Here is a 16,669-nt window from a genome sequence, read left to right on the forward strand (position 1 = left end):
AAATCTTATTAGTTTAATTTAATTGATTCTGGATAAACCACTTCTACCAAATACAAGCCATGCGCAGGCACAGAAAAACCAGCTTCACTCCTGTTTTTAGAAGTTATAATGTTATGCATATCTGCAACTTCAAGTTTCCCTAAACCTACATTAATTAAAGTTCCCACAATCGCACGAACCATATTTCTTAAAAATCTATCGGCTTTAATTGTAAACTGCAATTCGATTCCTTCCAAGGACCATTCGGCTTCCATGATGTTACAATTATAAGTATTTACATCTGTTTTACTTTTGGAAAAACATTGAAAATCCTGATATTCCAATAGAACCTTTGTGGCTTCCCTCATTTTAATTACATCCACTTTTTGCTTCAAATAATAAGCTCCAACGATGTTAAAGACATCTTTTTCCAATGAAATTCGGTACACATACGCACGACTCAAGGCATGAAACCTAGCATGAGCATCTGAAATAACTTTAAAAACATCTAGAATAGCAATATCACTAGGTAAAAAGGAATTAAGTTTATAAACTAGATCCTCATTTAAAAAAGCTTTTTCTGTATCGAAATGAGCAAACATTTGTTTGGCATGCACGCCAGCATCTGTTCTTCCTGCTCCAAAAATGGTGGTACTTTGACCTAAAAGTGTAGACAACGCTTTTTCAATAACTTCTTGTACAGATATAGCATTGGGCTGTATTTGCCAACCATGATAATCTGTTCCGTTATATGCTATCTCTAAAAAATATCTCAAGCTAAAGTACTATTTTTGTAAGGTGCAAAGATAGAATTTTAATCCTTCTTGAAATTTCAAATAAAAGTTAAATAAAAAGAGATTTCCGTATACCGAAAGCAATCCATGAAAAAAATCCTCCTCCTATCAGATACTCATAGTTATATAGATGATGCCATTTTAAAACATGTAAAACAAGCAGATGAAGTTTGGCATGCTGGAGATATTGGTGATTTGGAAGTAACAAACCAAATCAAGAAATTAAAACCGTTGAGAGCCGTTTTCGGAAATATTGACGGACATGAAGCGCGAACGGAATTCCCGGAAAACAACAGATTTATGTGCGAAGGTGTTGATGTTTGGATAACGCATATTGGAGGTTATCCAAATAGATATGATATAAGAATTAGAGAAGCCTTGAGAAAAAGTCCACCAAAATTATTTATCTGCGGACATTCTCACATTCTAAAAGTCATGCCAGACAAAAAATTAAATTTATTACACATGAATCCAGGAGCAGTTGGAAAATACGGATTCCATAAAGTAAGAACCATGCTTCGATTTGTAATAGATGGTAGTAATATTAAAGATTTAGAAGTTATAGAGTTTGAAGGGAGATGATAAAATAAAATTCCAAAAAATGAAATACCAAATTCCAAAAAAGCAAACGATTTAGAGCATAAGCATATTATATCCGAAAAAACTAAAAAAATTGAAATCTCTCCATTCTTCGGGATTAGTTCAACCAACAAAACTCAATGCGCTTTGCTTTTCCATAAGAATCCTTTGCTAAACAACTTTAAGATCCCGCTTTTCAGCGGGATTAGTTCAACCAACAAAACTCAATGCGCTTTGCTTTTGAGTTTTGGGTTTCACTAATAAAAAAACCCAAGATCTTCACCTTGGGTTCACGCACTAAAAAATTACTAAGATGTTAGGCTTATCTTAATCTATCTACAGATTTTACAAGATCTTCATCCTTCTTAATGGCCTTATTGGCTAATGCCAACAACACGATAGAAATAATAGGGAGAAAAATCCCAATACCTTTCTCCGAAACTTCCGTTTCTCCAGATACGTTTAGAGATTGATACACAAATAATCCTAGTAAAAAAAAGTTTAATATGATGTTTAGTCTTCCCAACACAAATTGAGATTTCCTTTGTTTGAATCTAGTTATTGATAAAACCGAAAAAAATGCTGACACTAAAAACATTGCAAAAATATAATTGATATCGTCTGCAAATACTTTCACATTTTCGGGTGTTGTCCATAATTCAAAAACATATATAAGACCTCCAGAGACTCCTGCAGCTAATAATAGATATATGGTTTGAATTCTTTGAAGCATTCCTTTTCTAATTTTGAAGAGACAAAAATAGACGTTTCTTTTTAATAAATTAACTTAAATTAATAAAATAAAGTTGTATAATTGCAATAACAATGGACAACTACCACAGTTGTAAGCTGTTAATTCTTCAGAATAAAATCAATTTTTTTTCAGAAAAAATCAATTTTAATATTTAATCCAAATATTCAATTCAACATCAATGTTTGAAATCTCACAATTAAAAGAAATGAAGCTTCCTGAGTTACAGGATATAGCAAAAAAACTGAACGTCTCAAAATATCGTTCCTTAAAGAAATTAGATTTAGTCTATCAAATACTAGATCAGCAAGCTGCAAATCCTAGCGCAGTTAAAGAAGTTGTAAAAGTAGAACCTAAAAAAGAAGCTCCTAAACAACAACCAAAAAAACCAAGAGAACGAATTCAACGTCCCTCCAACGAGGTTAAAAATAGTGATAACAATATATCACAAGAAAGCAAAGCTGAAACTCCTATAATAGAATCCCCAAAATCAGAATCTCCAAAAGCAGAAACGCCTAAAGTAGCAACTCCTAAAGTTGAGACTCCTAAAGTTGAGACTCCTAAAGTTGAGACTCCGAAAATGGAAACTTCAAAAGCTGAGATCCCAAAGGAAGAAACTCCTAAACCAGAACCTCGCAAACCAATTCAACAAAAAACTCCGAGACCTGCAAGACCTGCTAGACCAGCTCAAGATAAAGATTCGAATAACAAGGATAAAGAAGATCACAAAACAAACTCTAAAAACGATAATCAAAATCGTCCAAAAAGAGAAAGTAAAAATAAAAACCAAAATTCCAATAGCAATAACGGGAATAAAGATACTAGAAACAGATATAGAGAGCCAGATTTTGAATTTGACGCTATTATAGAAAGTGAAGGTGTTTTAGATGTTATGCAAGATGGTTATGGTTTTTTACGCTCATCGGATTACAACTATTTATCATCGCCAGATGACATCTATGTATCTCAATCACAAATTAGATTATTTGGTTTAAAAGTTGGAGATACCGTATTAGGACAAGTACGTCCACCAAAAGAAGGAGAAAAATATTTCCCTTTAATTAGAGTAAGTAAAATTAATGGTCAAGACCCAAATGTGGTTAGAGACCGCGTTTCTTTTGAACATTTAACACCCTTATTTCCTCAAGAGAAATTCAATTTAGCAGGACGACAAAGTACCATTTCAACAAGAATCATGGATTTGTTTTCCCCAATTGGAAAAGGACAACGTGGAATGATTGTTTCGCAACCGAAAACAGGTAAAACCATGTTGCTAAAAGATGTAGCTAATGCTATTGCCGCAAACCATCCTGAAGTTTATCAAATGATTCTATTGATTGATGAACGCCCAGAAGAAGTTACAGATATGCAGCGAAATGTACGTGGAGAAGTTATTGCCTCTACATTTGATAAGGAAGCTCATGAGCACGTAAAAATTGCAAATATTGTTCTTGAAAAAGCAAAACGATTAGTAGAATGTGGTCACGATGTTGTGATTCTTTTAGATTCTATTACACGTTTAGCAAGAGCTTACAATAGTGTTCAACCAGCTTCTGGTAAAATATTAAGTGGTGGTGTGGATGCTAATGCACTACATAAACCAAAACGTTTCTTTGGAGCGGCTCGTAACATAGAAAATGGAGGTTCGCTTACCATTATTGCTACAGCACTTACAGAAACAGGTTCTAAAATGGACGAAGTAATTTTCGAAGAATTTAAAGGAACTGGTAATATGGAGTTACAACTGGATAGAAAAATATCTAATCGTAGAATTTTCCCTGCTATCGATCTGACATCTTCTAGTACACGTCGCGACGATATTTTACTTGATGCCAACACCATTCAAAGAATGTGGGTTATGCGTAAGTATTTAGCAGATATGAATCCTGTGGAAGCTATGGAGTTTATTAACGAACGCTTTAAGAAGACCAAAAACAACGAAGAGTTTTTAATTTCCATGAATGGATAAACCTCTTTCATTATTATAATAAATAAAGCCTTGAGAAATCAAGGCTTTTCCTTTTTTAATATTTTAATTTTTGGCACAAAAAAAACCTTTCAAAATATTGAAAGGTTTTTTATATATTGAGTTAATCGACTCTTATAAAGCAGCTACGTGCTTAGTTAAATTCGATTTTAAATTCGCTGCTTTATTAGCATGAATAATATTTTTCTTAGCTAATTTATCGATCATAGAAGCTATTTCAGGAAACAAAGCTTCTGCTTCTTGCTTAGACTCTATTTCACGCAATTTTTTGATCGCGTTACGAGTTGTCTTATGCTTATATTTATTAGTTAAACGTTTAGCTTCGTTACTTCTAATTCTCTTTAATGCTGACTTATGATTTGCCATTTTATTATCTTTTCTTTTATAAAAATTGTAGCCCGTAGGGGAGTCGAACCCCTCTTACCAGGATGAAAACCTGGCGTCCTAGCCGATAGACGAACGGGCCATTTTGTTTTGAGTGTGCAAATATATAACTATATATTTTAATTCACAATACTTATTTCAAAATAACTTACAATGTTTCCATTGTTTACTTGACTGAGTTAATTTATATCATTCAAGCGGGTGCAAAAATACAACTATTTTTAAATGTTGCAAGAGCTTATTGATATTTTTTTTAAAAAATTTATTAATAAGCTTTTGCGAACAATACTCTACCTTTTGAAGAGCTTCCAGAATAGACACAAATCCCGTTCTCAGGCACTTCATCCGTAGGGATACATCTAATAGTGGCTTTTGTAATTTCTTTTATCTTAGCTTCAGTTTCAATTGTTCCATCCCAATGGGCTGAAATAAAGCCACCTTTAGTTTCTAAAACATTTTTAAATTCATCGAATGTATCTACCAAGGTTACATGAGAATCTCTAAAATTCAATGCTTTTGTATATAAAGCCGTTTGAATTTCAGTCATTAAATTTTCAACAGTAGAAGTTACATTATCTAATGCAATCACTTCTTTGGTTAAGGTATCTCTTCTAGCCACCTCAACAGTGCCATTTTCAAGATCTTTAGGCCCAATAGCGATTCTTAATGGAACTCCTTGCAATTCATGTTGTGCAAACTTAGCACCAGGTCTTAAAGTTGTTCTATTGTCATATTTCACAGAAATATGCTTCGCTCTTAAATCTCCCATCATTAAATTGGCGATTTTAGAGATTTCTTCTAATTGCTCATCTGTTTTATATATAGGAACAATAACCACTTGGTTAGGGGCCAAATTTGGAGGTAAAACCAAACCTTTATCGTCACTGTGCGTCATTATTAGAGCACCCATTAATCTGGTTGAAACTCCCCAAGAAGTTGCCCAAACATAATCTTGCTTTCCTTCTTTAGACGTAAATTTCACATCGAAAGCTTTAGCAAAATTCTGACCTAAAAAGTGCGATGTACCAGCTTGTAAAGCTTTTCCATCTTGCATTAAGGCCTCAATACAATAGGTTTCAACAGCACCAGCAAAACGTTCACTTTCACTTTTTACTCCTTTAATAACTGGAATAGCCATAAAGTTTTCAGCAAAAGTAGCATAGACGTTATTCATTAATTCCGCTTCTTGAATAGCTTCCGCTTTTGTTTCGTGAGCAGTATGACCTTCTTGCCATAAAAATTCAGCAGTACGTAAAAACAAACGTGTTCTCATTTCCCAACGAACCACATTGGCCCATTGATTAATAAGCAATGGCAAGTCTCTATAAGACTGTATCCACCCTTTATATGTATTCCAAATAATAGCTTCACTAGTAGGTCTAACAATTAGTTCTTCTTCTAATTTAGCATCTGGATCCACACGCAATTTCCCTGGATTATCAGGATCGTTTTGTAATCTATAATGTGTAACAATAGCACATTCTTTGGCAAAACCTTCAGCATTTTTCTCTTCGGCTTCAAATAGACTTTTTGGTATTAATAGAGGGAAATATGCATTTTGATGTCCAGTTTCCTTAAACATACGATCTAACTCTGCTTGCATTTTTTCCCAAATAGCGTAGCCATAAGGTTTGATTACCATACAACCTCTAACTGCAGAATTCTCCGCAAGGTCTGCTTTTACAACAAGTTCGTTGTACCATTTAGAATAGTCTTCAGCTCTACTCGTAAGATTTTTACTCATATTCAGGATTTTGGCACAAAAATTGTGATTGTGTTAAATATAATTAATATAAAAATAGTTGCGCAAAACTAACTATTTTTGTTACGTTCAACAATAAAAATTCAAGAGATATGCAAAATAATAACTCCTTTTTAACTAAAACACCTCAAATAGCTGTTTTTAGCTTATTTGTTGTTTTAGCATCTTGTGGTTCTTCACAACAGGTTTCACAAGACAATGATGGTATTTATGGTTCTGAAACCAAAGTTGAATATCAAGAAACTGCTGTTGTAGAAACAGTACAAGAACCTAGTAGCCAAACTTTTTATAAAAACTATTTTAAAGAAAAATCTTTAGAATACCAATTACCTGAAGAAGAAAATGAAGCTGATGTTTTTACAGATGTCGATTCTTATGAAGGCGAATATGCTGTAGTTCAAGACACTACTAATGTAGAATATAACGAATATGCCGGTTGGGGAGAAGATAATAGCAACGTAACTATTACTATAAATACAGGTTTTGGTTATGGTTGGGGTTATAGTCCTTGGTATTCTCCATATTATTATGGTGGATATAACCCTTATTACCCTTATTATGGATATGGCTGGGGCTATTATGCACCAAGACCAACACCTTATGGTTATTATGGCGGTGGTTATTATGGCGGAGGATATTATGGTGGAGGCTATTATGCTTATGGAGGCAGAGGCGTATCTTACAGTTCTGGAGGTCGTGGAACTTATTATAATGGAAACAATTATAATAATAGAAGTTCAAATTATTACAATGCTAGAACAAGAACAACGGGTTCTAGTTTAGGGTATACTAACGCAAGAACAAATTCTACACTTCAAACAAGAACTAGAACTAATTCCACAGTTAGTCCAAACACGACTACAAGATCGACTACTCGATCTAATGAGACTGTTAGACCAAGTACAAATACGGTTAGACCTAGTACTACAACAAATTCTAGTTCAACCTTAAGTCCTTCAACAAAAACTAGAACGAATAGTTCATCAACTACTAGACCAAGAGCTACAACTACTCCTAGTAAATCGGTTACTCCAAGTCGATCTTCTGGAAGTTCAAGATCTTACTCTTCGGGATCGGCTAGATCGTCAGGTTCTTTTGGAGGAGGTGGAAGAAGTTCTGGAGGTTCTAGAGGACGAGGATAAAATTGCATTGAAGAAAAAGAAAAAGAAAAAAATATGAAAAAGTTACTTTTACTATTCGTAGTCACATTTTCTATGGCTACACTATACGCTCAGGACGTTACAGATGCTGTGAGATTTTCTCAGGACGAAATACAAGGAACAGCTAGGTTTAGAGGATTAAGCGGTGCTTTTGGAGCTTTAGGAGGCGACATGAGTGCTGTTAGTATTAATCCTGCTGGATCTGCTATTTTTAATGATAGCCACATTTCAATATCTTTATCAAACAATAACATTAAAAATGATGTTCAGTATTTTAATGGATTTAATACATCTAAAGAATCGAACATTGATTTAAATCAAACTGGCGCTACTTTTGTTGTTTATAATAAAAATAGCAATTCCGATTGGTCTAAGTTCGCTTTTAGTGCTGCATATGATAAAGTGCAGAATTATAATAATGATTGGTATGCCAATGGAACAAATTCAACATCTATAGACAGGTACTTCCTTGACATCACTGAAAATCAAGCAGTCCCTTTTGGAGTTTTAAAACTACAGCCAGGTGAATATATTGAAGGAGCTTATGCTGATATTGGATCAAATCCAAATTACGGCTATCCTGTTCAACAAGTATTTTTAGGTTATTGGGCTGGAATTATAGACCCTTTTAATATGGACAACGATACCAACAATGATAATATTGATTACGTATCTAATACGGCTCCAGCAAATGCCCTCTATCAGGAATATTATTATGCCGCCTCAGGATACAATGGTAAGTTCTCATTAAACTTTGCCACAGCTTTTAAAGACAGATTATATCTAGGTGTTAATTTAAATTCTCATTTTATTAATTATGATAAGTTCACCAGTTTTTATGAAACCAATTCTGATCCCAATTCTTTAGCAAAAAATATTGTTTTTGATAACTTGCTATCAACATTTGGATCAGGAGTTTCTTTTCAACTAGGTGCCATTGCAAAAATTACAAACGATTTGAGATTTGGTGTTACTTACAATTCTCCAACATGGTATCGAATAGAAGAAGAATTAATTCAAAGCATTAGTTCTAATATTGCCGACCCTGAGATAGCTTATATTTCAAATATAATTAATGTTTACCCTGCATACAATATCCAAACTCCAGGGAAATTTACAGGAAGTTTAGCTTATATTTTTGGAGAATATGGTTTAATAAGTTTTGATTATTCTTTAAAAGACTACAGCAACACTAAATTTAAACCAACATCTAACCCTTATTTTTCTGGACAGAACAATGCCATCAATAATCAGTTAACAACTGCTTCTACTTATAAAGTTGGTGCAGAAATTAGATTGAACCAAGTAAGTCTAAGAGGTGGTTACAGATTTGAAGAAAGTCCATACAAAGACGCCAATACTTTAGGCGATTTAAATGGATACTCTCTAGGTTTAGGTTATAATTTTGGTAAGTTCAGAATGGATATGGCTTTCGATCAAGCAAAACAATCTTCAGAATACAGATTATTTAATAATTCTGGGTTCCCAAGTAGTGCTTCCATAGATTCCAGATATACTAATGTAACATTTACAGTTGCTTTCAATCTGTAAAACATTTCATTATAAAAATTTAAAAACTCAGTTAAGATTCGAATCTTGTCTGAGTTTTTTTTATTCCAATTTTTAGGTGACACTTCATCCTTATTAATCATCTCAATTGGAATCTATAGGTTTACATAAAACACCTATCGGTTACTTAAGAATCAATACAGGTCCTGTATTCTGCTCAAAAAGAACAATTCTACTCCTACTCTACCTACGTGACTGAAACCCTTTAATCCAACAAGTAGTTAACAAAACTTAAAGAATTCCTTCATGCTTATTTAGAAGCCATGGTCGTATTAAAATATATTTTGGCTTCACAGTTACAGATGTAGATGCAGGAAAATAAGTGTTATCTAAAATGGTTTATAACAAGTTAAAAAGAATTGTATAGAAACAAAAAAAACTCAGACTTGTTTCGCCAAGTCTGAGTTTTTATTAAAGTTTAAAACAACTTTATCTTTTTAAGCTAAAGTGCGCTTTAAATTGCTTTTGAGCTCCTTCGCTTTCTCCTAACTCCTTATAGTCTATTGTAAACCAATAATCATTAGAAGGCAATAATTCGCCGTTATAAGTTCCATCCCAACCTGGTCCAGTAGGACTTAATTGTTTTAATAGTTTTCCATAGCGATCAAAAATATAGATTTTAACATCTGTTAAATATTCTATTCCGAAAATTTGCCATGTATCATTATAACCATCATTGTTTGGTGTAAAGAATAATGGATAATCCATAACTAAGACATTATCACTGGCAATACCACATCCATTAATATCCCTAACTTGTATCAGGTGATTTCCAAAAGGCACATTTGAGAAAGTATAGGTATTAGAATTTGGCTCATTACTTAACCAAGGACCATTATCAATACTAAACTCAAATAAAGCGGCTCCATCTCCTGTTGCAGTAACTTCTATAATACTGTTACTAGCAAAAGCTTGAGTTGTTAGTGTTGCAGTCATATTTGGTGGCGAACTTAATTGAACCACTGTAGAATCTGAACTTGTACATCCATTATTAATATCTTCAACAAAAACTGTATAATTACCGGCTACTGTTGGCATATAAGATGAATCTGTACTTAATATCACTGAAGGATCTCCAGTTTCAATCCACTCAAACGTATATAAAGCTGTACTTAAACCAGTCTCCATTAATGGCGCTCCAATAACTTCGGTTCCATTTAAGTTGACACAAATGGTATAAACGTCTTTTAAATCGAATGCTGGAATTGGATCCACCATTAAAGTTAAAGGCTTAATATCAAAACAAATAGAATTTGCATTGGTATCGTTATCTATTCGAACCCAAATAACTTGTGGGTTTGATAGGTTAACATAAGGAGAAGAGGCATCGATAGCATTTATTTCATCTTGCGCATCATCTTGATTCACATAGTATGCCACATTAAAGTTAGCAGGATTTTGTCCATTTAATAAAATGGTGTTTTGAGATAATAAATCAAACCCTACTGTATCGTTAGAAGGATCTCCATCAAATTCCATATTATCATCACATAAAGCGAATAAATTGTAATTTGGATTTACCTCAGCAGATTCCTGAACTTCAATAAAGAAACTAACCGTAGTAACATCACAGCCAGTAATCGTATTTGTGATATTTACAAAAATCTCTTGCGGATTAAGTGGTTGTCCTGGATTAGCAGGATCCATCATATTCTGATAAGCCGACGGATTAGCAATAAAACCTGTTCCGGCTTCGGCTGCTGCCAAAGTTGTATAATAAGTTACAGCAAAATCAGGCTCTAGTTGACCGTTTAAAATAGCATCATTCTGAGTGGTTAAATCGAAAGTAAAGTAACCATCTGTATTTAACTCACAAGCAATCATATTATCAACTGGAGTTGCAACTGGTAATGGATTTACAATAACTTCAAATGATACAACCGTTGAACATCCTGTTCCATTATCTAATGGATTAGCAGGATCTCCCGTATATGCTACATTTACATAAATAGTTTGAGACTGACTTACGTAAGCAGTTGGATTTGGAATAGGGTTATTCCCTAATTCTGCATCTGACATATCTGTATAATACGTTGCAGTTTGATTGTAAGAAAGCCCCATTAGACCTTCATTTAATGTTAGATTGAAAGCCTCTTCTAAATCTCCTGGATTCATATCATCACATAATTCTAAAGCTGGTAAAACCGGATTCGGAGTTGGCACCGGATTAACCGTTAATGTTAATGTAGAGATAGCATAACAATCTAAGTTGTTTGCTGTTTCTGAAACCGTTACAAAAATAGTTTGAGGATTATGAGGTAAGCCTCCAACTGAGATATTTGTATAAGCTGTGTAATCTGGAATAGGATTGTTAGCTGTTACATCTGCCATTGTTTCAAAGTAATTAACAGACCAATTAGAGTTTCCTCCAGTAATAGCATTATCCTGAGATGTTAGATCAAAAACAGCGTATCCGTCGTTGTTAATGGTGTCGTCACAAATTTCATATAAAACCGCATCTGTAGTTGTTACAGGTATTGGTAACGGATTTACTATTAACTCTAAAGATGTTACCGTTACACAAGTTGTTGTATTATTTTCAACGCGAACCCAAACAATTTGACTTGGTGCATTGGTATTTGTAAACGCTGCAGGTGTTGAAATATACGTTAAAGCTGTTGGACCTGTTTCAGCTCCAGCTTGATCAGTATAATAAGTAACTGTATAATCTAAAGGATTTAGACCATTTAAAATTTCAGTATTACTATCTGTTAAATTGAATACTGTCATCCCATCTGCAACGCCATCGTAATCACAAAGTACAATTGGCTCAGGATTCATTTCAATTACAGGTGTTTTATCGACAATAATATTGAACTGAAGATAGGTTGGACAATCTGTTGTTGTACCTACATAATCTACACGCACGTAAATAATTTGTTGATCGATATCTACATTAGTATAAGGACTGGTTAGTGGCTCTAAACTATTTATAGCATTTTGTGACGTTCTATAAAAGCTTACTTGTAAAGCTGGATCTGTTGTAATTAATGGAATGTTACTATCTAAATCGAAAACACCAAAACCATCATTATTCGGATCGCAGTAATGTAGGTCTGGAGGAGTAATCGCAGCTGGCGCTTCCACCACATTCAATGTTAAAGTAGTTAAATCAAAACAACCGGTTGTAGCATCTTCTACTCTTACATGAACAACTTCATTATTTGTACCAATATAAGTTGAAGAAGAAGGCATTACTTCTGGCGTACCATTTTGAGCATTTGTAAGGCTATTATAATAGGTTACAATATAATTGGTGTTTCCACCAGAAATTTCATTGTTTTTATCATTTAAATCCATTTCTGTCATGCCATCCGCTACATTATCATCACAGACAATTAATGGGGTTGGAGCAACTACTGTTGGCAACGGGTTTATAGTGACTACAAAACTATTTTCAGCAGAACAGTTTGGCGTTGTTCCTGTCTCAGCATAAACATAAATAGTCTGTGTGCTAGTAATAACCTCTCCTGCATTTAAAACAGTCCCTGTACCGGAAGTCCCTGTATAATATGTCCCGTTTGTTAAGGCAGGTAAAGTGTAACTTACACATTCTGCAACATTTGCTGGCGCATCTACTAAAGGTGTTACATTTATTGTTACAGCAAAACTATTTTCATCTGTACAATTTGGAGTGGTTCCTGTTTCTGCATAAACATAAATAGTTTGAGTAGTTGTTATAGGATCTCCTGCATTTAATGCAGTTCCGGTTCCAGATGTTCCTGTAAAATAAGAACCAACTGTTAAAGCAGGAAGCGTATAACTATCACAAGCCGTAACAGCAACTGGTGCATCTGCAACTGGGGTTATGTTAATGGTAACTATGAAACTGTTTTCATCAGAACAATTAGGAGTCGTTCCTGTTTCGGCATATACATAAATAGTTTGTGTACTTGTAACTGGATCTCCCGCATTCAGCACGGTTCCTGTTCCACCTGACCCAGTATAATAAGCTCCATTTATTAGTGCTGGCAACGTGTAAGTATCACACATAGTAACATCTGTTGGCGCATCAACGGTAGGCGTTGCACTAATAGTTACTACAAAGCTGTTTTCCACAGCACAATTTGGTGTTGTACCTGTTTCTGCATACACATAAATTGTTTGAGTTGTGGTAATAGGGTCGCCTGCATTTAAAGTTGTTCCCGTTCCTGCTGCTCCAGTATAATAAGCACCACCAGTTAAGGCAGGCAACGTATAACTGTCACATGCAGATACATCTGCAGGCGAGTCAATTATTGGAGTGTTATTAATAGTAACTACAAAGCTATTTTCATCTGTACAATTAGGAGTAGTTGCTGTTTCTCCATACACATAAATAGTTTGTGTACTTGAAACGGTTGCTCCTGTACTTAACGCAGTGCCGGTACCTGCAGGACCCGTGTAATAATTTCCACTTGTTAAAGCTGGTAAAATATAACTGTCGCAAGCTGTAACATCTATAGGGTCATCAACCGTTGGAGTGGTATTGACCACTATGGTTACCGTATTTGTTGCCGTATCATTAGGAGCCACTAACCCGTTATCTGTTAAAGTTACCTCATAGATTGTGGTTACTGCTGGAGGAGGCGATATTACATAAGTTGCATTGGTTCCTAAAACCGTTGCATCACCTTGCACATTCCAACTATAGCTATAGCTTCCAACTGGAACTGCTGGCGAAGGATTAGCTGTTAAAGTAACATCGGCACCTGCATCATGACAAATGGATGGCATATCTGCAGTAGCTGTTACAGATATAGTACATATATCAATAGTAGCTATAAAACTATTTTCATCAAAACAGTTTGGTGTTGTACCTGTTTCAGCATATACATAAATAGTTTGAGTTGTTGTAATTAATTGTCCTGCCGTTAATACTGTTCCCGTTCCGCCAGGACCTGTATAATAAGTCCCACTTGTAAGTGCAGGTAAAGCATATTCATTACAAGCCGTTACAGCTGTTGGGTTATCTACAATTGGTGTTGTATTAATAGTTACCACAAAACTGTTTTCTGCAAAACAATTTGGCGTTGTTCCTGTTTCAGCATACACGTAAATAGTTTGTGTACTGTTAATAGATGTCCCAGCAGAAATTAAACCGCCTAAACCTCCTGAACCATTATAGTAATCTCCTCCTGTTAACGCTGGTAAAATATAACTATCACAAGCTGTAACATCTGTTGGGGCGTCGACAGTTGGCGTCGGATTAATAGTTACTAGAAAACTGTTTTCATCAAAACAATTTGGTGTTGTTCCTGTTTCGGCATATACATACACGGTTTGTGTACTGCTAATAGATGTACCTGCCGTTATTAAACCACCTGTTCCTCCAGTACCATTATAATAATCTCCACTTGTTAATGCTGGAAATATATAACTATCACAAACAACAACATCTATTGGGTCATCAACCGTAGGGGTGGTATTAACTGTTACGGTTACGGTATTTGTTACTGTATCGTTTGGCGCAGTTAAACCATCGTCTGTTAAAGTGACTTCATATACGGTTGTGGCTGCCGGTGGGGGCGACAATAATAATGTCGTACCAGTTCCTAAAACCGTTGCATCACCTTGAATATTCCAACTATAAGTATAGACTCCAACAGCGACTGCTGGACTTGCCGTTGCTGTTAAAGTAACATCGGCGCCGGCATCATGACAAATAGAAGGCATATCGGCAGTTGCTGTTACAGATAAGGTACAAGAATCTATAGTTAATACGAAACTATTTTCATCAACACAATTTGGTGTTGTTCCCGTTTCAGCATACACATAAATGGTTTGTGTTGTTGTAAGAACGTCACCAGCATTTAACATGGTTCCCGTTCCTCCGGCTCCTCCAGTGGCAGTAAAGTAATCTCCAATAGTTAAGGCTGGCAAGGTATAATCGTTACATGCTGTAACATCTGTGGGAGCATCTGCAACTGGTGTTGTAAATAAATTTACATCTTCAGTTAAAGAGAACGTATCACCACATACAGAGTTAATATTATTTGCAGAGATTAATTCGATAGTTTGTGTAGCAGTTATTCCTGTAATAGTAATTACAAAAATTCCTGTTGAATCTAGAGTTACCGTTTGAACCGCTCCTCCATTTAAAATATATTCTACCACATCATTTTCAGATCCAGTAATGGTAAACACAGCATCTCCACCTGTACAAACATCTGCACTACTAGTTACGGTTACTACCGGAGTTGGTGCAACAACTACTGTAATTGGTCTGTAAGCAGTAAACAAATCACCTGTTAATGCATCTGTATAAGTTACTTGTGCGACGTAGGTTGTAGTTTGGCTAGGTGCAACAGTTAAATTTGCTGGGTCTGTTCCAATAACAGCACCAGCTTCGTCTAACCATTGAAAGGTTGTAATTGGTGTGCCATTTGGGTAAAATTGCCAAGCTTCAGGACTTAACTCAGGAACATTCCAAACACCTGTATTTCTTCCTGGAGGTGCCACCCCTTGTGTTCCACCAGGGTTTTGAATCCCTATAACGGCTAATCCTCCATTCCATGAACAGATAGGTTTTTTATAGATATAAGTTTCAATAATATTCGTGGTTTCGTAAAACACAATCATTTGTTCCGTTTTTAAAGCATTGCAACTATATTGTGCTACATTATAAAAACTAAAAACAAAAGCTCTAAATGGGGCTTCTCCTTTTACATCGTATGCTATTTTATAATTAACCTCGTTAACCCCTGACGCATTTGGATCTGTATCATGCATGGCTCCAAAAATATTTGCACCAGTAAAAGCTCCTGGATTATTTCTTGGAATCAAATCAGTAGGATTAAAGGCCCAGCCGTGAGGTTGGTTGGCTCTAGCCAAATTAAAACTTACAGCACCATTAGTAGAAAGCACACATTGGCTATAATTAGTTTGATAAAACTCAAAATCGAAAGCAAAATTCACTACTGGACTCCAGTCATCATCAGAAGTTAGGTTTAAGGCAGTTTCAGAAGGTGTAAGTGAAATTGTAGATGGAAATTGTGGATTAAAGAGAATAGAACGTACATCATATGAATTAGATTCTCCAACTTCATTATAATCTGCCGTTAAAGTTAAGGGTGGAATGGTTCCTGTATTTATATCGACACAAAAAGCATCTGTAATACAAACGTTACCTCCACAATATATTGCACCAGAACTAGTAGCAATAGTCATATCAGAAGAACCAGTACCAGAACTTAAACTACCTGGATATACTCTGATTTCTATAACTGCAGAAGCAATATTTGCCGGATTCGCAATTTCCTGAATTTCATAGGTAATATAATAAATACCTTCTGGAGTGTTGGCGTCAATTCGAATATTTGGAAATCCAGTTGTAATTAAGTGTGTATTCCCTGTAGGGTCAGGAATTAATTCTGAATAGGAAAAATTGCTATATGTAGTAAAACCAATGGCGGTGCCATTTAAATAATCGTTCAGGAAAATTTGGTCTTTCGTTGCATAAGAATCGGCTGGATTATCTGACCTTCCAACAACGACATCGTCAATGGCTATAAGTTGGGCATAGGTAGTACTAAGAAATAAAAGAAAACAGAGGGTAATTAACTTTTTCATAGGGAGAATCGTGGTAAACCATATTTAATTAACACTTTTACGTTAACTAAACATGTCTATATTGTTAAAATTGAGCTGAAAATTAAGGAAATTTTATGAAAAATACAGTTAAATTTTTTACGAAATTATTTCTATGTTAATAAAACACCATTA

The 16,669-nt window shown here is 34.9% G+C and carries 9 protein-coding genes and 1 tRNA gene; 4 read left to right on the forward strand and 6 right to left on the reverse strand.

Annotated features, from left to right (window positions below; genetic code table 11):
• Positions 1 to 8: 8 nt before the first annotated feature.
• Complete coding sequence (truA, locus tag IEV77_RS14260; protein ID WP_188465970.1) at positions 9 to 755, reverse strand: tRNA pseudouridine(38-40) synthase TruA; 747 nt, start codon at positions 753 to 755, stop codon at positions 9 to 11.
• Positions 756 to 860: 105 nt separating this feature from the next.
• Between truA and IEV77_RS14265 the strand changes: the two genes are divergently transcribed.
• Complete coding sequence (locus IEV77_RS14265) at positions 861 to 1,355, forward strand: metallophosphoesterase family protein (RefSeq protein ID WP_188465972.1); 495 nt, start codon at positions 861 to 863, stop codon at positions 1,353 to 1,355.
• 319 nt (positions 1,356 to 1,674) lie between these two features.
• Here IEV77_RS14265 and IEV77_RS14270 read toward each other — a convergent pair whose 3' ends face one another.
• Positions 1,675 to 2,085, reverse strand: coding sequence for a DUF4293 domain-containing protein (locus IEV77_RS14270; RefSeq protein ID WP_188465974.1), 411 nt, complete (start codon positions 2,083 to 2,085; stop codon positions 1,675 to 1,677).
• Between the two features lie 199 nt (positions 2,086 to 2,284).
• On the opposite strand from IEV77_RS14270, the gene rho reads away from it, so the two are divergent.
• Positions 2,285 to 4,072: a transcription termination factor Rho gene (rho, locus tag IEV77_RS14275; protein ID WP_188465976.1), complete on the forward strand. Its 1,788-nt coding sequence runs from the start codon at positions 2,285 to 2,287 to the stop codon at positions 4,070 to 4,072.
• 132 nt (positions 4,073 to 4,204) lie between these two features.
• On the opposite strand, the gene rpsT is transcribed toward rho, so the two are convergent.
• From rpsT to proS, 3 genes are all read right to left on the reverse strand, one after another.
• Positions 4,205 to 4,456, reverse strand: coding sequence for a 30S ribosomal protein S20 (gene rpsT, locus IEV77_RS14280; protein WP_188465978.1), 252 nt, complete (start codon positions 4,454 to 4,456; stop codon positions 4,205 to 4,207).
• A 28-nt stretch (positions 4,457 to 4,484) separates the two neighbouring features.
• Positions 4,485 to 4,556: transfer RNA gene (locus IEV77_RS14285), tRNA-Glu, on the reverse strand.
• A gap of 183 nt (positions 4,557 to 4,739) precedes the next feature.
• Complete coding sequence (proS, locus tag IEV77_RS14290) at positions 4,740 to 6,218, reverse strand: proline--tRNA ligase (RefSeq protein ID WP_188465980.1); 1,479 nt, start codon at positions 6,216 to 6,218, stop codon at positions 4,740 to 4,742.
• A 110-nt stretch (positions 6,219 to 6,328) separates the two neighbouring features.
• Between proS and IEV77_RS14295 the strand changes: the two genes are divergently transcribed.
• Together IEV77_RS14295 and IEV77_RS14300 are read left to right on the forward strand one after the other, a co-directional pair.
• Positions 6,329 to 7,378: a hypothetical protein gene (locus tag IEV77_RS14295; RefSeq protein ID WP_188465981.1), complete on the forward strand. Its 1,050-nt coding sequence runs from the start codon at positions 6,329 to 6,331 to the stop codon at positions 7,376 to 7,378.
• Between the two features lie 33 nt (positions 7,379 to 7,411).
• Positions 7,412 to 8,947, forward strand: coding sequence for an OmpP1/FadL family transporter (locus IEV77_RS14300; protein ID WP_188465983.1), 1,536 nt, complete (start codon positions 7,412 to 7,414; stop codon positions 8,945 to 8,947).
• A 447-nt stretch (positions 8,948 to 9,394) separates the two neighbouring features.
• Here IEV77_RS14300 and IEV77_RS14305 read toward each other — a convergent pair whose 3' ends face one another.
• Positions 9,395 to 16,516 carry a T9SS type B sorting domain-containing protein gene (locus IEV77_RS14305; protein ID WP_188465985.1) on the reverse strand — a complete coding sequence of 2,374 codons (7,122 nt, stop codon included), beginning with the start codon at positions 16,514 to 16,516 and terminating at the stop codon, positions 9,395 to 9,397.
• Between the last annotated feature and the right edge of the window lie 153 nt (positions 16,517 to 16,669).

Origin of the sequence: Xanthomarina arctica (assembly GCF_014638915.1) — a bacterium.
Lineage (GTDB): Bacteria > Bacteroidota > Bacteroidia > Flavobacteriales > Flavobacteriaceae > Xanthomarina > Xanthomarina arctica.